At 70.2% G+C, this 17935-nt stretch carries 15 protein-coding genes; 10 read left to right on the top strand and 5 right to left on the bottom strand.

Annotated features, from left to right (window positions below; all coding sequences use genetic code 11):
* Positions 1-38: 38 nt before the first annotated feature.
* A complete protein-coding gene (gene argG, locus BFN33_RS20845) occupies positions 39-1493 on the top strand; it encodes an argininosuccinate synthase (protein WP_062035887.1) in 1455 nt (484 codons plus the stop codon).
* A 60-nt stretch (positions 1494-1553) separates the two neighbouring features.
* On the opposite strand, the gene rutA is transcribed toward argG, so the two are convergent.
* Positions 1554-2627 (bottom strand): pyrimidine utilization protein A, encoded by a 1074-nt coding sequence (gene rutA, locus BFN33_RS20840; RefSeq protein ID WP_069761578.1) that lies wholly within the window; start codon positions 2625-2627, stop codon positions 1554-1556.
* Between the two features lie 169 nt (positions 2628-2796).
* On the opposite strand from rutA, the gene BFN33_RS20835 reads away from it, so the two are divergent.
* On the top strand, positions 2797-5685 hold the full coding sequence (locus BFN33_RS20835; protein ID WP_069761577.1) for a SpoIIE family protein phosphatase: 2889 nt from the start codon (positions 2797-2799) through the stop codon (positions 5683-5685).
* Positions 5686-5786: 101 nt separating this feature from the next.
* Positions 5787-6221 (top strand): hypothetical protein, encoded by a 435-nt coding sequence (locus BFN33_RS20830; RefSeq protein ID WP_069761576.1) that lies wholly within the window; start codon positions 5787-5789, stop codon positions 6219-6221.
* Here BFN33_RS20830 and BFN33_RS20825 read toward each other — a convergent pair.
* Positions 6208-6861: a response regulator transcription factor gene (locus BFN33_RS20825; protein WP_069761575.1), complete on the bottom strand. Its 654-nt coding sequence runs from the start codon at positions 6859-6861 to the stop codon at positions 6208-6210. The two genes, BFN33_RS20830 and BFN33_RS20825, sit on opposite strands and share 14 nt — an antisense overlap.
* Positions 6861-7808, bottom strand: coding sequence for a HAMP domain-containing sensor histidine kinase (locus BFN33_RS20820; protein WP_176742427.1), 948 nt, complete (start codon positions 7806-7808; stop codon positions 6861-6863). The genes BFN33_RS20825 and BFN33_RS20820 overlap by 1 nt, the downstream gene beginning before the upstream one ends.
* A gap of 161 nt (positions 7809-7969) precedes the next feature.
* On the opposite strand from BFN33_RS20820, the gene BFN33_RS20815 reads away from it, so the two are divergent.
* The 3 genes from BFN33_RS20815 (at position 7970) to BFN33_RS20805 (ending at position 11244) form a co-directional block, all read left to right on the top strand.
* Positions 7970-8455, top strand: coding sequence for a cation:proton antiporter regulatory subunit (locus tag BFN33_RS20815; protein WP_069761573.1), 486 nt, complete (start codon positions 7970-7972; stop codon positions 8453-8455).
* Between the two features lie 4 nt (positions 8456-8459).
* The gene (locus tag BFN33_RS20810; RefSeq protein ID WP_069761572.1) at positions 8460-9680 is read left to right on the top strand and encodes a cation:proton antiporter; all 1221 of its coding nucleotides are present in this window, start codon (positions 8460-8462) and stop codon (positions 9678-9680) included.
* Positions 9681-10248: 568 nt separating this feature from the next.
* On the top strand, positions 10249-11244 hold the full coding sequence (locus BFN33_RS20805) for a TAXI family TRAP transporter solute-binding subunit (RefSeq protein ID WP_069761571.1): 996 nt from the start codon (positions 10249-10251) through the stop codon (positions 11242-11244).
* Here BFN33_RS20805 and BFN33_RS20800 read toward each other — a convergent pair.
* Positions 11234-12616 carry a HAMP domain-containing sensor histidine kinase gene (locus tag BFN33_RS20800; protein ID WP_069761889.1) on the bottom strand — a complete coding sequence of 461 codons (1383 nt, stop codon included), beginning with the start codon at positions 12614-12616 and terminating at the stop codon, positions 11234-11236. The genes BFN33_RS20805 and BFN33_RS20800 overlap by 11 nt on opposite strands.
* A gap of 777 nt (positions 12617-13393) precedes the next feature.
* Positions 13394-14080 (bottom strand): response regulator transcription factor, encoded by a 687-nt coding sequence (locus tag BFN33_RS20795; RefSeq protein ID WP_069761570.1) that lies wholly within the window; start codon positions 14078-14080, stop codon positions 13394-13396.
* A 301-nt stretch (positions 14081-14381) separates the two neighbouring features.
* Between BFN33_RS20795 and BFN33_RS20790 the strand changes: the two genes are divergently transcribed.
* The 4 genes from BFN33_RS20790 (at position 14382) to BFN33_RS20775 (ending at position 17803) form a co-directional block, all read left to right on the top strand.
* On the top strand, positions 14382-15158 hold the full coding sequence (locus BFN33_RS20790; RefSeq protein WP_069761569.1) for an amino acid ABC transporter ATP-binding protein: 777 nt from the start codon (positions 14382-14384) through the stop codon (positions 15156-15158).
* 120 nt (positions 15159-15278) lie between these two features.
* Positions 15279-16127 (top strand): glutamate ABC transporter substrate-binding protein, encoded by an 849-nt coding sequence (locus BFN33_RS20785; RefSeq protein WP_069761568.1) that lies wholly within the window; start codon positions 15279-15281, stop codon positions 16125-16127.
* 108 nt (positions 16128-16235) lie between these two features.
* On the top strand, positions 16236-16904 hold the full coding sequence (locus BFN33_RS20780) for an amino acid ABC transporter permease (RefSeq protein WP_069761567.1): 669 nt from the start codon (positions 16236-16238) through the stop codon (positions 16902-16904).
* The gene (locus BFN33_RS20775) at positions 16901-17803 is read left to right on the top strand and encodes an amino acid ABC transporter permease (protein ID WP_069761566.1); all 903 of its coding nucleotides are present in this window, start codon (positions 16901-16903) and stop codon (positions 17801-17803) included. Before BFN33_RS20780 ends, BFN33_RS20775 begins: the two co-directional genes overlap by 4 nt.
* Positions 17804-17935 lie beyond the last annotated feature (132 nt).

Here is a 17935-nt window from a genome sequence, read left to right as displayed (position 1 = left end):
GCTTTGCATGACCATGCGAGGTGATGCATAATCTTCCTATGTCCAAGGTCCTCACGTCCCTCCCCGCCGGCGAGCGCGTCGGCATCGCCTTCTCCGGCGGTCTCGACACCTCCGTCGCGGTCGCGTGGATGCGCGACAAGGGCGCCATCCCCTGCACCTACACCGCGAACATCGGCCAGTACGACGAGCCCGACATCGACTCGGTGCCCGGCCGCGCGCAGGCCTACGGCGCCGAGATCGCGCGCCTGGTCGACTGCCGTGCCGCGCTGGTCGAGGAGGGACTGGCCGCGCTCACCTGCGGGGCGTTCCACATCCGCTCGGGCGGGCGGGCGTACTTCAACACCACGCCCCTGGGCCGCGCCGTCACCGGCACGCTCCTGGTCCGGGCGATGCTGGAGGACAACGTCCAGATCTGGGGCGACGGTTCGACCTTCAAGGGCAACGACATCGAGCGGTTCTACCGCTACGGCCTGCTCGCCAACCCGAACCTGCGGATCTACAAGCCCTGGCTGGACGCGGACTTCGTGACCGAGCTCGGCGGCCGCAAGGAGATGTCCGAGTGGCTGGTCGCGCACCAGCTGCCGTACCGGGACTCGACGGAGAAGGCGTACTCCACCGACGCCAACATCTGGGGCGCCACGCACGAGGCCAAGACCCTGGAGCACCTCAACACCGGCATCGAGACCGTCGAGCCGATCATGGGCGTCAAGTTCTGGGACCCGTCGGTCGAGATCGCCCCCGAGGACGTCACGGTCGGCTTCGACCAGGGCCGCCCGGTGACCATCAACGGCAAGGAGTTCGGCTCCGCCGTCGACCTGGTCATGGAGGCCAACGCGATCGGCGGCCGGCACGGCCTCGGCATGTCCGACCAGATCGAGAACCGGATCATCGAGGCGAAGAGCCGTGGCATCTACGAGGCGCCCGGCATGGCCCTGCTGCACGCGGCGTACGAGCGTCTCGTCAACGCGATCCACAACGAGGACACCGTCGCCCAGTACCACAACGAGGGCCGGCGCCTGGGCCGTCTCATGTACGAGGGCCGCTGGCTGGACCCGCAGGCCCTGATGATCCGCGAGTCGCTCCAGCGCTGGGTGGGCGCGGCGATCACCGGCGAGGTCACCCTGCGTCTGCGGCGCGGCGAGGACTACTCGATCCTCGACACCACGGGCCCGGCGTTCTCGTACCACCCGGACAAGCTGTCGATGGAGCGGACCGAGGACTCGGCCTTCGGCCCGGTCGACCGGATCGGCCAGCTCACCATGCGCAACCTCGACATCGCCGACTCCCGCGCCAAGCTGGAGCAGTACGCCGGCCTCGGCCTGATCGGCACCGGCAGCCCCACCATCGGTGCCTCCCAGGCGGCGGCCACGGGCCTGATCGGCACCATGCCGGAACTCCCCGAAGGCGGCGCCGAGGCGATCGCCTCCCGCGGCGAGGTCTCGGAGGACGAGGCCCTGCTGGACCGGGCGGCGATGGAGTTCGGCACGGACTGAGGCACCTCCGGACAGGTCACCTCGTGAGCGAGGCCGGTGCGAGCGCGCACCGGCCTCTTCTCATGTCCGCCCGTCCCGTGATCGCATCAACGGCTGGATCCGCGTGCCGAACCTCTCGATGCCCTCGAGGAAGTCGTCGAAGACCAGCATGATCCCCTTGGTCCCGTCGACCCCGGCGATCTCGTCGAGCATGCGCGCGACGCTCTCGTACGACCCGACGAGCGTACCCATGTTGAAGTTCACGGCTCCCTCGGGCAGCACGATGGTCCGGGCCGTGGAGGAGTCGTCGGCGGTGGTGTCGGTGGCCGACTCCCCCGCCATGTAGGCGAGGGCCGCGTGGTCGGCGCCCGTGTGGTAGTCCTGCCACTTCGCGCGGGCGGCCTCGTCGGTCTCGTCGGCTATGACCATGAACAGGGACAGGGCACCGACGTCACGGCCGGTCTCCCGCGCCGCCTGCACCAGCGTGGCCGCACTGTCCGAGAAGGCCAGCGGCGTGTTCACCCCGCTGCCCAGGATGAAGTTGTAGTCGGCGTGCCCGGCGGCGAACCGCATGCCCGTGCCGCTCTGTCCGGCGGCCACGATGTCGATGTGCCCGTCCGTGGGCCGCGGCGAGAGCACGCAGTCGTCCATCTCGTAGAACTCGCCCTTGAAGTTGCTGACGCCCTCGCTCCACAGCTCCTTCATCACCGTCACGTACTCCACGGCCCGCTCGTAGCGGTTGCCGAAGTGCTCGTCGCCCGGCCACACGCCCATCTGCGCGTACTCGCCGGGCGCCCAGCCGGTGACGATGTTGACGCCGAACCGCCCGGGGGCGATGGAGTCGACCGTGACCGCCATGCGCGCGACGATCGCCGGCGGCAGGGCGAGGATCGGCGTGGAGGCGTACAGCTTGATCCGCTCGGTGACCGCGGCCAGCCCCGCCATCAGCGTGAACGACTCCAGACAGTGGTCCCAGAACTCGGTCTCGCCGCCGAAGCCCTTGAGTTTGATCATGGACAGGGCGAAGTCGAACCCGTGTTCCTCGGCCTTCTGCACGACCGCCTTGTTGAGTTCGAAGGTCGGCATGTACTGCGGGGAACTCTTCGAGATCAGCCAGCCGTTGTTGCCGATGGGGATGAAGACACCGATGTCCATGCCACTCCTCATGATCGGAGACTGCCCCCTCCGACGGCACGGTACACGGCCGGGATTTCGGCAACTTCCTGTGAAAGATGGGGAGTTGAGGTAACGGAGGGACGGGAAGCAGCTCGTCGGAAACGGTGAAGCAGGTTTCGAACGGAAACGGGAACGATAGGTTCCCTCCATGAACGCGCGGCTCGCTCTTCTCGGCACGGTCACCCCTGGTGCGACGGAGAGCGAGGTTTTCCGGCTGGCGCTCGGGCATGCGGTCGGCGAGCTGAGCGCGCTCGGCGGGACCATGCACCTGCGCGGCCCGATGTCCGCGCTGCGCCTGGTGTCGTCCGTCGGTCTGCCGCCCGCCCTCACCCGCTCCTGGGAGATCGTCGACCAGGAGGGCTCTCTGGCCCCGGCCCGCGCGCTCCAGCAGGGCGAGGGCGTCTGGGTGCCGCTGTCCCAGGACACACCGCAGGAGGTGCCCTGGCCCGGCACCGGCCTCGCCGCCCTCCCGGTGTTCAGCGGCCGGCGCAGCATCGGCGCGCTGACCGTCCTGGCCGACGAGCGGGGCGAACCCAGTCCTCGGCACTGGGACTTCCTGCGGGACGTCGTCGCCTGGACCGAGGACCGCATGGCCCAGGCACCACCGCCCTCCGGCCCCTCTCAGGAGGAACTGGGCGGCGAGCGGCTCCGGCAGGCACTGAAGGAGGTCCAGGTCGGCTCGTGGGACTGGGACATCCGCAACGGTGACCTGATCTGGGACGAGGCCGCCCTGGCGCTGTACGGCACCCGCCCGACCGACTTCACCGGCCGGATCGACAACTGGATGCGCATCGTCCACCCCGACGACCTGGCACCCACGCTGGCGGCGGCGCAGCAGGCCATCCTCGACCACAGCGTCTACGAGGCCGAGTACCGCGTACGGCGCCTGGACGGCACCTGGGGCTGGACACAGGCCCGCGGCCGGGCCACCTACGACGAGCAGGGCGAGCCCCTCCGGATGATCGGCGTGGGCTGGGAGAGCAACGAGTCGCGCACCGCGCGCGACGCCCTCAGCAGGGCCCTGAGACACATGAGCGACGGCTTCCTCGCGGTGGACGACGAGTGGCGGATCACCTTCGCCAACCTGGAGGCGGAACGCTTCCTCGGCTTCTCCGAGGAGGAACTGTTCGGGCGTCTGCTCTGGGACCTGCCGGCCACCCGACAGGTCCCGGGCCTGAAGGAGGGCTGTCTGGAGGCCGGGGCCCAGGAGAAGCCCGCCGGGTTCGACGTGTACGTCGCGGAGTGCCGGCGTCGGGTGCATGTACGGCTGGTGCCGGGGCCCGACGGCCGCACCCTCTACTTCCAGGACGTCACGGAGAAGCGCCGGCTGGCGGAGGAGCGGCAGGCGACGGAACGGGCCGCGGCCGAACGGGCGGAGCGGATCGCCGAACTGACCACGGAGCTCGCCAAGGCGACGACGTCACGGGACGTGGTGGACGCGGTCGCCCGGCGGGTGCTGCCGCCGTTCGCCGCCTCCGGGCTGATCGTCCAGGTCAGCGAGGGCGACCGGCTCCACCACGTCGGTGCGGTCGGCTACCCCCAGGACTTCATGGCCCTCCTCGACAGCCGCTCCCGGGCGGCGACCGGCGACCCCGCCTGGGACACGATCGAGTCCGGCCTGCCGCTGTTCGTGTCCTCGGCCCACGAGTACGCCGCCCGCTATCCCGAACTGGCCGGCCTCCCCGCCCATGGCGAGAAGAAGTCCTGGGCCTTCCTGCCGCTGACGGCGTCCGGGCACACCTTCGGGGTGTGCGTGGTCTCCTTCGACCGGCCGCGGCTGCTCGACGACGAGGAGCGCGCGCTGCTCACCACGATCACCGCCCTCGTCGCCCAGTCCCTGGAGCGGGCCCGGCTCTACGACGCCGAGCACACCCGGTCCCGGGAACTCCAGCGCAGTCTGCTCCCCCAGGCGCTGCCCGACCTGCCCGCCTGCACGGCGGCCGCGCGCTATCTGCCGGCCGGACCGGGCGCGGACGTGGGCGGCGACTGGTACGACCTCATCCCGCTGTCCGGCGGCCAGGTCGCGCTGGTCGTCGGCGACGTGATGGGCCACGGTCTGCCGGAGGCGGCCACCATGGGCCGGCTGCGCACCGCGGTGCACACCCTGGCCGACCTGGAGCTGCCGCCCGGCGAGATCCTCGGCCACCTCAACGACATCGTGGGCGCCATGGGCGAGGCGTCGTACGCCACCTGTCTGTACGCGCTCTACGACCCGACGACCCGGGTCTGCTCCATCGCCCGGGCCGGCCATCCACCGCCGGCTCTCGTACGGCCCGACGGAACCGTGCACTTCCCCGAGCCGGACGCCGATCCCCCGCTGGGAGCCGCCAAGCCGCCGTTCGAGACGGCCGAGTTGGAGGTGCCCGAGGGCAGTCTGCTCGTGCTGTACACCGACGGGCTGGTGGAATCGGCGAAGCGGGAGATCGACGAGGGCATGGCGGAGCTGGCGCGGCTGCTCGGCGCCGCCCACGCCGACGGGACCGTCGTAGACCTTGAACGCCTGTGTGACACGTTGACGGCGGGTCTCCTGCCGACGGACCAGCAGGCGGCCGACGACGCGGCGTTCCTGGTGGCCCGTCTGCACGCGCTGCCGGCCGACCGGATGGCCGGCTGGTCCCTGCCCGAGGACCCGAAGGCGGCGAGCCAGGCCCGCCGCCACATTCGCGAACAGCTCTCGGCCTGGGACCTGGACGACCTGTCCTCCACCACGGAGCTCCTGGTCAGCGAACTGGTCGGCAACGTCGTCCGGCATGCCCGCGGTCCCGTCCGCCTGCGCCTTCTGCACACCACCGAGCTGATCTGCGAGGTCTACGACGGCAGCCAGACCATGCCCCGTATCCGCCGCGCCACGGAGACCGACGAGGGCGGCCGGGGTCTGCAGCTCATCTCGGCCCTCTCCACCCGCTGGGGCGCCCGCTACACCCCCACGGGCAAGTGCATCTGGACGGAACAGTCGCTGCGGGGCCCGGACCAGCCGCCGGACGTGCTCTTCCTGAACCCCGCGGACTTCGACGAGGACTGGGACGAACTCCTGTGACGACGCGCGCCCGTTCGGCCCAGCACAACGGGCCGGACGCCGGGGCGCGTCCCTAGGGTCGCGGTGACGGCTGTTCAGGCCCCACCCGAAAGGCACGACCCATGGGAATACGCATCACGCTCACCGGCGCCGCGGTGGCGCTCCTGGCGACCGCAGGACCGCTGACCGGCGTCGCACACGCTGAAGGCGACCGCGACTGCGCCGACTTCGTCTACCAGGAGGACGCGCAGGCGGTGTTCGACCTCGACCCCACCGACCCGAACCGGCTCGACGAGGACCGGGGACGGGACGACGGCATCGCCTGTGAGGTGCTGCCGCACAGGGACACCTCGGCCGTGAGTGCGGCCACGCCTCGTCCGGCCACGGCTCTTCCGACGCTCGGTGTCCAGGGCGGTTCCGGAGGCAGCGTGGGCCCGGCCGGCTTCGAGCGGGCGATCGGGGTGGCACTGGCACTCGGCGGGGTCGGGCTCGCCGGTGCGTACGCGGTGCGGCGGCGCCGGGCCACCCAGCCGCAGTCCCGTATCAAGGGTCGATGAGCCCCGCCCGTATCGCATACCGCGTCAGCTCCAGCCGGTCCCGCATCCCCAGCTTGTGCAGCAGATTCGCCCGATGCCGCTCGACCGTCTTCGCGCTGATGAACAGCAGCTCGCCGATCTCCTTCGTGGTGTGCCCCTCGGCGACGAGTTTGAGGATCTCCTCCTCGCGCTCGGTGACGGCCCGCGCGGGCAGGTCGTCACCACGGTGCAGCCGGTCGAGGTAGGAGCGGACGAGGGCCCGCTCGGCGCCGGGGTAGACGAAGGACTCGTCGCGTACGGCGGCCCGGCACGCCTCGACGAGATCGCGGTCGGCGACGGACTTGAGGACGTATCCGCTCGCCCCGGCCTTGAGGGCCTCGAAGAAGTACTGCTCGTTGTCGTACATCGTCAGGATCAGGATCCGCAGGTCCGGCAGCCGCCGGGACAACTCGCGAGCCGCCTGGAGCCCGGTCATCCGTGGCATGGCGATGTCCAGTACGGCGAGATCGACCTCACGCGCGCGTGCCAGCTCCACCGCCTCCGCGCCGTCGCCCGCCTCGGCCACGACCGTGAGGTCCGGCTCCCCCTCCAGAATCAGCCGCACCCCCCGCCGTACGAGAGTGTGGTCGTCGGCGAGCAGCACACGGGTCGGCCCGGACATCAGCGCACCCCTGCCACGACCGGTATCCGCAAGCGCACATCCGTCCCGCGTCCGGGCCCCGGCGCCACCGAGAACACCGCGCCGACCAGCAGCGCCCGCTCCCGCATGCCCTGTATCCCGGCTCCCTCGACCGCCCCGCCCAGCCCACTGCCGTTGTCGCGCACGAGGAGCTCGACACCCCCGGCGACCGGCTGGAGCCGCACTTCGGCGTGGTCGGCGGCGGAGTGCCGCGCGGTGTTGGTCAGGCCCTCCTGGGCCACCCGGTAGACGACCAGTTCCGACTCCTCGGTCAGCAGGGGCAGATCGCCGCCGACGTGATGGCGCACGGTCAGCCCGTGCGTGGTGAACTCGGCCGCCAGGGACCGCAGCGCACTCGGCAGCCCCAGCTCCTCCAGCACCCCGGGCCGCAGCCGCCGAGCGATCCGACGGATCTCGTCGAGCCCGGCCCGGGTCGCCTCCTGCGCCTGCCCCACTTCCTCCCGCAGCTCTTCCGGCGCCCGGTCGGCAACCCGCTTCAGCTGGAGCAGCACGGCGGTCAACGTCTGCCCGACCTCGTCGTGAAGCTCCCGCGCGATGCGATGCCGCTCCCTCTCCTGCGCGGAGAGCGCGTGGGCCGCGCCGGTCGCCCGCTCGGCCTCCAGCCGGTCGAGCATGGTGTTGTACGTCGTGATCAGCGCGGCCGTCTCGGAAGGACCGGAGACGGGCGCACGCACCCCGGGACGCAGCAGATCGGCGGCTGCCATGGCGTGCCCGAGGCGCTGGAGCGGGATGAGCCCGACCCGCAGCACGACAGCGTTGGCGGCCAGCAGCAGAGCGAGCCCGCCGAGGACGACCACGACCTCTCCCTGCCGGACGGGCGTCGACACCGTGACCGGGCCCAGCAGCAGCGCGGTGGCGACGACGAGGCCCGCGGCGTTGAGCGAGAAGATCCGCCAGAACAGCGACACGGCCCGACCCTCACTCCTCTCGTACGACGCCCGAGGAGCCAGCGTCGCCGGGCCCCGCCGCTCGCGTATATCCGTCACGTCACCCATATCGCCACCGTACGGGGACCTGGCAGCATGCCAACCCGGCACCCGTGATCACACGAACCACAAGGGGAAGAAACGTGTCTGCACCACGCCTGAGGGCGACGCCGCTGCCGGGGATCGGGGTCCAGTACGACCTCATGACCCGCGAGGACCGCCATCTCTCCGTGGTGGCGCACCGCGACGGTGCCCGTACCGTGAGCGTGTACCGGGCCGACGACCCCGACTCCTGCGCCCAGTCGCTGCGCCTGACCGGTTCCGAGGCGGGCGCCCTGATCGACGTGCTGAAGCCCTCCCACCACAGCGCGAGCCTGCTCTACACCTCGGACCTGGGCCTGGTGGCGGAGCGCATCGAGGTGGCGGCCGGCTCCCGCTGGAACGGCCGGGTCCTGGGCGACACGAAGATGCGCACGGACACCGGCGCGTCCGTCGTGGCGGCCCTGCGCCGCGCCGAGGCGATCCCCTCCCCCGCGCCGGACTTCCGCCTGGCGGGCGGCGACATCCTCATCGTCGTGGGCACCCGCGAGGGCGTGGACGCCGCCGCGGCGATCCTCGGGCGGGAGTGAACGCGTGCACTCCGCGGTCCTGCTGATCGAGTTCGGCTCGATCATCCTCGGCCTGGGTCTCCTCGGCCGTTTCGCCGCCCGTTTCCGCCTCTCCCCGATCCCTCTCTACCTCCTGGCCGGCCTGGCCTTCGGCGAGGGCGGCCTGCTCCCCCTGGGCGCGAGCGAGGAGTTCGTCTCGATAGGCGCCGAAATAGGCGTCATCCTCCTGCTCCTGATGCTCGGCCTCGAGTACACGGCCGGCGACCTGGTCACCAACCTCAAGGCCCACTACCCCTCCGGCCTGGTCGACGGCGCCCTCAACGCCCTCCCGGGAGCGGCAGCCGCGCTCCTGCTGGGCTGGGGCCCGGTGGCCGCGGTGGTCCTGGCGGGCGTCACCTGGATCTCCTCCTCGGGCGTCATCGCGAAGGTCCTGGGCGACCTCGGCCGAGTCGGCAACAGGGAGACCCCGGTCATCCTCAGCGTCCTGGTCCTGGAGGACCTGGCGATGGCGGTCTACCTGCCCATCGTCACCGCCCTCGTCGCCGGAGCAGGCCTGCTGGCCGGAAGCCTGACCCTGGCCATCGCACTGGGAGCAGCGGGCCTGGTCCTCTTCGTCGCGGTCCGCTACGGCCGCCTGATCTCCCGCTTCGTCTCGAGCGACGACCCGGAAAAGCTCCTGCTGGTGGTCCTGGGCCTGACGATCCTCGTGGCGGGCGTGGCCCAGCAACTCCAGGTCTCGGCAGCGGTGGGCGCGTTCCTCGTGGGCATCGCCCTCTCGGGCGAGGTGGCAGAGGGCGCCCACACCCTCCTGAGCCCCCTGAGGGACCTCTTCGCCGCGGTCTTCTTCGTCTTCTTCGGCCTCCACACGGACCCGGCGAGCATCCCCCCGGTCCTGTTCCCCGCCCTGGCCCTGGCCCTGGTGACCGCGGCGACAAAGATCGCCACCGGCTACTGGGCGGCCCGCCGAGCCGGAATCTCCCCGAAGGGCCGCTGGCGCACGGGCGGCGCCCTGGTGGCCCGCGGCGAGTTCTCCATCGTCATCGCGGGCCTGGCGGTGTCGGCCGGCATAGAACCCTCCCTGGGCCCCCTGGCCACGGCCTACGTCCTCATCCTCGTCATCCTCGGCCCCCTCACGGCCCGCTACACAGAACCACTGGCAACAAGACTGACAACCCGCCGCGAGTCCCCGACGACGGAGAGCGGTTCACGGGTGGCGGAGGCGTCGGTGGGGCGGGACGGCGCCTAGGGGTTCCGATGGGGCTGGTCGCGCAGTTCCCGGCGGGCAGCTGCGCTGGGCTTGAGCGGGACGCCTAGCGGGGTGCCGGGTGAGGTTGTCGGGCGACTGCGGCCCGGTGGGGGCTGGTCGCGCAGTTCCCCGCGCCCCTGAGGAGTTGCAGTCACCTGCGCCACGACGGACCGATCCCCACCTCACGCACCACGACGGACCACTCGCCGCACCGCAAGCAACGACGAACCGTCCGCCGCACCGCCCGCCACGACGGGCGGGCAGCCGCGTACGGCGCGCAGGGGCCGGGGTGGGGGGTGTCCGCCCGCAGCGGCCGGCGTCCGTCACCGAGCCCTACTCAAGGGACCGAGCCGCCGGACCGAGGACGGACACCCCCCACCCCGGCCCCGACCCACCACACACCCGCACGCGCTACCCAAGCCCCCACCGGACAGAAACAGGCCGCCGCAGGCACCCAGGGGCGCGGGGAACTGCGCAAAACGCCCGCCCCCACCCAACCCGCACCGAACCCCCGCCCCACCGCCGGAGGCACTGGTCAGCCCTCCCTCCCCCTGGCAGGATCACCGGCATGCCCAAGCCGTTCCCCCACCTCAGCCGCCGCCAGGCGCTCCAGACCGCGGCCGCCACCGTCGTGGCCCTCGGCCTGCTCCTGTGGTGGCTGCTCCCCCTGGGCGAGGACCCCCCAGCCGGCACGATCACCTTCAGCACGGGCACAAAGGCAGGCGTCTACCAGAAGTACGGCGAGCTCCTCGACAACGAGATCCGCAAGGACATGCCGGACCTGAAGGTGAAACTGGAGACCAGCGCGGGCTCCCAGGAGAACGTCAGACTCGTGGCGAACGGAAAGGCCGACTTCGCCATCGCCGCGGCCGACGCGGTGGAGACCTACCAGCAGAACGGCGACCCCGGCGCCGACCAGCTCCGCGGCGTGGCCCGCCTCTACGACGACTACGTACAGCTCGTCGTCCCGTCCGACTCGGACATCCGCACCTTGGCCGACCTGAAAGGCAAGCGGGTCTCCATCGGCGTCCCCAACTCCGGCGTACGACTGATAGCGGACCGCGTGCTCGACGCCGCCGGCATCGACCCGGACAAGGACATCCAGCCGAGGGCCGAGGGCATCGACACCGGCCCCAAGCTCCTCGGCCACGGCCTGGACGCGTTCTTCTGGTCCGGCGGCCTGCCCACCGACGGACTGAAGCAGCTGGCCGAACGCTCCGCGTTCCGCTTCGTCCCGATCGAACCCTCCCTCGTGGCGAAGCTGCACGCCGAGGGCGAGCCCACCCGCTACTACCGCGCCACCAACATGCCGGCGTCGGCGTACCCGTCCGTCCAGAACAACAGGACCGTCCCGACGATGGCCGTCTCCAACCTGCTGATCACCCGCAAGGACATGGACCCCGAGCTCACCGAGTGGCTCACCCGGACCGTGATCAAGAGCAGGGACGGCATCGGCCGCGACGTCCACTCCGCCCAACTGGTCGACGTACGCACGGCTATCTACACCGACCCGGTCCCCCTCCACGAGGGCGCCCGCCGCTACTACCGCTCGGTCAAACCGTAGGGCGGCTGCGGGGCACGGAGACGGTGACCACGAGCCCGTGCGGCTCATGGTGGCCGTACGAGATCGCCCCACCCCCGGCAGCCAGCAGCGCCCGCGAGATGGACAGCCCGAGACCGGACCCCTTGATGTTCTGATGCCGCCCGCTGCGCCAGAACCGGTCGCCGACGCGCGCGAGTTCCTCATCCGTGAGCCCGGGTCCGCGGTCGGCGACGACGACGGTCGAGGTGTCCCCGTCCGCGGCGACCGTGACCTCGACGATCTCGTCCTCGGGCGTGAACTTGATCGCGTTGTCGATGACCGCGTCGAGGGCGCTGGAGAGGGTGACTGGGTCGGCCCAGGCGGTGGTGGGCGGACAACTCCCCACCAGCCGCACTCCCTTGGCCTCGGCGGTGGGGGTCCAGGCGGCGACCCGCTCGGCGGTGAGTTCCCCGATGTCGGTGATCCTGAGGTCCGCCTCGGTGTGCTCGGCGAGCGCGAGGTCGAGGAGGTCGTCGAGGACCTGGGCCAGCCTCTTGCCCTCCGTCTGCACGGAGGCGATCTCGGCGTTCCCCTCGGGAAGTTCGAAGGCGAGCAGCTCGATCCGCAGCAGCAGGGCGGCGAGCGGATTCCTCAACTGGTGGGACGCGTCGGCGACGAAGGCCCGCTGCTGCTCCAACACATCCTCGACGTTGTCCGCCATCTCATTGAACGAGCGGGCCAGTCGCCTGAGTTCGGGCGGTCCCCCGGCCGCCGCCACCCGGGACTTGAGGCGGCCGGTGGCGATGTCGTGGGTGGTGGCGTCGAGGACCCGCACGGGCCTGAGCACCCAGCCGGTCAGCCGCAGCGCGGCGCCGACGGCCAGCAGCATGGCGGCGAGTTCGCCCGCGAAGATGACGAGCCAGTCGTGCAGGATCCGTGAACGCATCGGTCCGGTGGGCGAGTCGGTGACGACGACCGCGATGACGTCGCCGTCCCGGATCACCGGCGAGGCGACGACCAGCCGGCCCCGCTGCCAGGGCCAGACCTGCTTGGGGTCCTGGCTTCGGCGGCTGAGCAGCGCCTCGCCGAACGCGTCGCGCACCTCGCCCTTCTGGGGGAGGAACCATCCGCGTGGCGCAGTGGCCATGGGCACGTCACCGTCGTAGAAGACACCGACACGAATGCCGTAGACCCTGTAGTAGCTGGCGAGTTCACTCTCCAGCGTCTCCAGTCGCTCGTCGGAGGCATCGGTGACGAACTGGGCGAGCGCGGCGAAGTGCGCGGTGTCGTCGATCCGGTCGACGACGACCTTCTGCTGCTGGGCAGAGGCGACACCGATCGCGAGCGGCACGCCCAGGGCCAGCAGCACGGCGGCCATGAGCACGATGAGCAGCGGAAGAAGACGTGTACGCACGGCCCCGCCTACGCCCCGCACCGAATCCGCGAGCCCGACCACACGTGCACGCCCCGACGCTGCAGCACCAGATCCCCACGGGCGGCACCCCAGTCGCGGATGCAGTCCACACCCGGCTCCTGCCGCATCAGAACCACACGGCACACGCAGACGTGGACGACGCCCTCGGTCGGGATCCCGCCCACCGCGACCCGTCGTGGCGGCGGCAACGAGGACCCGCCCAGTCCTCGCCCCACCACGGCCGGACGGCTCGCGCAGACGGGAACGGCACCCTGGCTCCGGTCCTCACTCACGTCCAGCCCCTGACGGCGCAAGCAGACTCGAACAGCACCCCGTCCCGGACAGCGCCCAGCCTCCGCCGCACCGCGCCCCGGTACCGCCTGACACCTTCGACCGAATCGCCCCGGGCACGCGCACCGAGCCGTCCAAGGGCACCACCGCGCACGCGGGCGCCCTCGCCGCCGCACTCACCCGCGCCCACAGACACCGTCCCTCTCCTGCTCCGAAATCCCTGCCCCCGAGCCTCGCACAGCTCCGCGCCCCGCACCTCCATCCACAGCCCTTCACTGCGGCCGCTCGGCCACACCTTCACGCGGAGCCTTCACCGCCACCACTCACGCCAGATCGTGCCCCCACCTCGACGCATCCTCACCCCAGACCATCAGCCGAAACCGTCACCGCACCCCCTACGCCGGCCCAGCCCCGCACCCCACCCTCACCCAAGCCCTCGCACCGCACTCCCGAAGCCCAACCCTCGCGCTCCGCAGCCCCGCGGCCTCACACCCCCGGCGCCACCAACCGGTACCCCACGCCCCGCACCGTCTCGATCAGTGCCGGCATCCGCAGCTTCGCGCGCAGGGACGCCACATGTACCTCCAGCGTGCGGCCGGTCCCCTCCCAGCTGGTGCGCCAGACCTCGCTGATGATCTGTTCGCGCCGGAAGACCACACCGGGCCGCTGGGCGAGCAGCGCCAGAAGGTCGAACTCCTTGCGGGTGAGCTGGACGACCGTGCCGTCGACGGTGACCTGACGGGTCGGCAGTTCGATCCGCACGGCACCGAGGACCAGCGCGGTGTCCCCGCCGCCCGGCGCGTCCTCGTGGACGGTGCGCCGGCTGACGGCGTGGATGCGGGCGAGCAACTCCCCGGTGTCGTACGGCTTGACCACGTAGTCGTCGGCGCCGAGGTTGAGACCGTGGATGCGGGAGCGCACGTCGGAGCGAGCGGTGACCATGATCACCGGAGTGCTGGTGCGCTTGCGGATCTTGCCGCACACCTCGTAGCCGTCCTGGTCGGGCAGTCCGAGGTCCAGGAGCACGACACCGAAGCCGTCGACCTCCGGGACGAGCGCCTGGAGGGCCTCCTCGCCGCTGCGGGCGTGCGTGACGTCGAAACCGTGCCGGGCGAGCACCGCGGACAGCGCGGCGGCCACGTGGTTGTCGTCCTCGACGAGGAGAAGTCTCACCCCGGCCCCCTTTGGTCCATCGGACGTACTATCTGAATGTGTAGTGAACAGGTAGAAATGTGCGTGCGCGCACCCGCGTGCGCACCGTGCAGTCATGCTGATGGATGAGGACGGCGTCAAGGGCGTTCCGGTTGCGGGGCGGTTCCGTTACCCGGCCGATATGGGCACTGCCGGCAAGTGCTACGACACGTGTCCGATTGCTATCGGATCGTGATGCTCAGATTCCCCTCAAGACTAATGACGCTGGTCGCATGGGGTTACTACTGTCCTCCGAAACCGAGGAGGACGGAGCCAGAGAGCGATGACCGAAGTATCGGTGGCCAAGGATGCTGTGGCCGCGACCGGCGAACTGGTCGTCCTGAAGAGCGTCAACAAGCACTTCGGCGCGTTGCACGTACTCCAGGACATCGACCTGACGATCGCCCGCGGCGAAGTCGTCGTGGTCATCGGACCCTCCGGGTCCGGGAAGTCCACCCTGTGCCGCACCATCAACCGCCTGGAGACGATCGACACGGGTTCGATCGCCATCGACGGCAAGCCGCTGCCCCAGGAGGGCAAGGAACTGGCCCGGCTGCGCGCCGACGTCGGAATGGTCTTCCAGTCCTTCAACCTCTTCGCGCACAAGACCGTGCTCGAGAACGTGATGCTGGGCCAGATCAAGGTCCGCAAGGCCGACAAGAAGCAGGCCGAGGAGAAGGCCCGCGCCCTGCTCGACCGGGTCGGCGTCGCCACGCAGGCGGACAAGTACCCCGCCCAGCTGTCCGGCGGTCAGCAGCAGCGTGTCGCCATCGCCCGCGCCCTGGCGATGGACCCCAAGGTCATGCTCTTCGACGAGCCCACGTCGGCGCTCGACCCTGAGATGATCAACGAGGTGCTGGAGGTCATGCAGCAGCTCGCCCGCGACGGCATGACAATGATCGTCGTCACGCACGAGATGGGTTTCGCACGATCGGCTGCAAACCGCGTGGTGTTCATGGCGGACGGACGGATCGTCGAGGAGGCTGCGCCCGACCAGTTCTTCAGCAACCCGCGCAGCGACCGTGCCAAGGACTTCCTGTCGAAGATCCTTCACCACTGACGTGACGCCACTGACGTGACACCGCTGACGCGCCTCACCGCTGACGTGACACACCGCTGACGTGCCACCCGGATCGACCACCGACGGCCTCGTCTCTTCACCACCCAAAGGATGTTCACCATGAAGCTCCGCAAGGTCACCGCCGCCTCGGCCGCCGTTCTCGCCCTCGCCCTGTCCGCGACCGCCTGCGGCGGCGACAGCAACGACGACAGCTCCGGCTCGGGTTCCAGTGGCGGTGGCGGCAAGATCAAGATCGGTATCAAGTACGACCAGCCCGGCCTCGGCCTGAAGGAGCCCGACGGTTCCTTCTCCGGCTTCGACGTGGACGTGGCGACGTACGTGGCCAAGCAGCTCGGCTACAAGGCCGACCAGATCGAGTTCGTCGAGACCAAGAGCGCCGACCGTGAGAACGCGCTCTCCCGTGGCGACGTGAAGATCATCGCGGCCACCTACTCGATCAACGACGAGCGCAAGAAGAAGGTCGACTTCGCCGGCCCGTACCTGCTGGCCCACCAGGACCTGCTGGTCAAGAAGGACTCCAAGATCAGCGAGGCCACGGACCTCAACGGCGAGAAGCTGTGTTCCGTGACCGGCTCCACCTCGGCGCAGAACGTCCACGACGACTTCGCCCCGAAGGCCCAGCTGAGGCAGTACAGCGGCTACTCCGAGTGCATCGCCGGCCTGCAGAGCGGCGCCGTGGACGCGGTGACCACGGACGACTCGATCCTCGCGGGCTTCGCGGCGCAGGACAAGTACAAGGGCCAGTTCAAGCTCGCCGGCCTCAAGCTGAGCAACGAGAACTACGGGATCGGTGTGAAGAAGGGCGACACCGCGACCCTGAACAAGGTCAACGCAGCCCTGGAGAAGATGGTCAGCGACGGCTCCTGGCAGAAGGCGGTCGACGACAACTTCGGCCCGGCCGGCTACAAGAACGAGCCCGCCCCGAAGATCGGCGTCATCGTCAAGTAACGCAGGCACGCACCGGCGCGCCGCCGCCCGTCGCGATCAGGGCGGCGGCGCGCCGCGCCCGTCCATGTACGCAACACACACGCCACACACCCGGAAGCGCGGGAGATCGTGTTCGACTTTCTTGAAGGTTACGACGTCCTCGGGGCGTTCTGGATGACGGTGAAACTCACCGCCCTGTCCGCCGTCGGCTCCCTGATCTGGGGCACCCTGCTGGCCGCGATGCGGGTCAGCCCGGTCCCGTTGATGCGCGGATTCGGCACCGCGTACGTCAACATCGTCCGGAACATCCCCCTCACGGTCATCATCGTCTTCTCCTCGCTCGGCCTCGCCGACATCTTCGGCATGACGCTGGGCGCGGCGGACGACTTCGACGCCCTGAGCTTCCGGCTGGCGGTGCTCGGATTCATCGCGTACACCGCGGCCTTCGTCTGCGAGGCAATCCGCTCCGGCATCAACACGGTGCCGCTCGGCCAGGCCGAGGCGGCTCGCGCGATCGGGCTGAACTTCAGCCAGACCCTGCGCCTCGTGGTGCTGCCGCAGGCCTTCCGCTCGGTCATCGGCCCGCTGGCCAACGTGCTCATCGCGCTGACCAAGAACACCACCGTGGCGGCCGCGATCGGCGTGGCCGAGGCCGCCCTCCTGATGAAGGAAATGATCGAGAACGAAGCCCAGACGCTCGCCATCGGCGCGGTCTTCGCGCTCGGCTTCGTGGTACTGACCCTGCCGACCGGCCTCCTCCTCGGCTGGCTCGCCAAGCGACTGGCGGTGAAGCGATGAGCTCGGTCCTCTACGACACCCCGGGACCCCGCGCCAAACGGCGCAACGTCCTCCTGTCGATCGTCTTCGCCGTCCTCCTCGCCCTCCTGCTGTGGTGGGTGTGGCAGAAGATGGACGACAAGAACCAGCTGGAGTGGAGCCTCTGGGAGCCCTTCACCACCGGTGAGGCCTGGACGACGTACCTCCTGCCGGGCCTGGGCGACACCCTCAAGGCCGCGGCGATCGCCATGGTGATCGCCCTGCCGCTGGGCGCGGTCTTCGGCATCGCCCGTTTGTCCGACCACGCCTGGGTGCGGGGCGTGGCAGGCACGGTGGTCGAGTTCTTCCGGTCGATCCCGGTCCTGCTGCTGATGCTGTTCGCCAACCAGTTCTACGTCCAGTACACGGACGTCAGCAGTGAGCAGCGGCCCCTGTACGCAGTTGTCGCCGGCCTCGTGCTCTACAACGCCTCGGTGCTCGCCGAGATCGTCCGGGCCGGCATCCTCTCGCTGCCCAAGGGGCAGACGGAGGCGGCCTACGCGGTCGGTCTGCGCAAGGGCCAGACGATGTCCAGCATCCTGCTCCCGCAGGCCGTCACCGCGATGCTCCCGGCCATCGTCAGCCAGCTGGTCGTCATCGTGAAGGACACCGCGCTGGGCGGCGTGATGCTGGGCTTCACCGAACTGCTCAACTCCCGCAGCACGCTGGCGGCCAACTACGCCAACGTCGTCCCCAGCTTCATCGTTGTGGGGCTGATCTTCATCGCGCTGAACTTCACCCTCACCAGCTTCGCGAGCTGGCTGGAGGGCAGGTTGCGGCGCAGCAAGAGGAGCACGGGGGCGGTGCTCGGCGCGGGGGACGTGGATGATCTCAACGCCGCCGAGGTGGGCGGCGGCTTCGGGACGGGCGCCTCGGCCTGATGGCCCGTCAATCGGCCTGAGAGGCACGGAGGGCAGTGGCATGATCGCCACTGCCCTCCGTCACTTGACGCAAGCACCGGCAATGGGTTGCATACGTTCTGTGATCGTGCACCCTGCCCCAACCTCCTGTTC

This window comes from Streptomyces sp. LUP47B (genome assembly GCF_001746295.1).
Lineage (GTDB): Bacteria > Actinomycetota > Actinomycetes > Streptomycetales > Streptomycetaceae > Streptomyces.
Note: the sequence above shows the minus strand (reverse complement) of the source record. Positions and strands in the feature narration are given on the sequence as shown.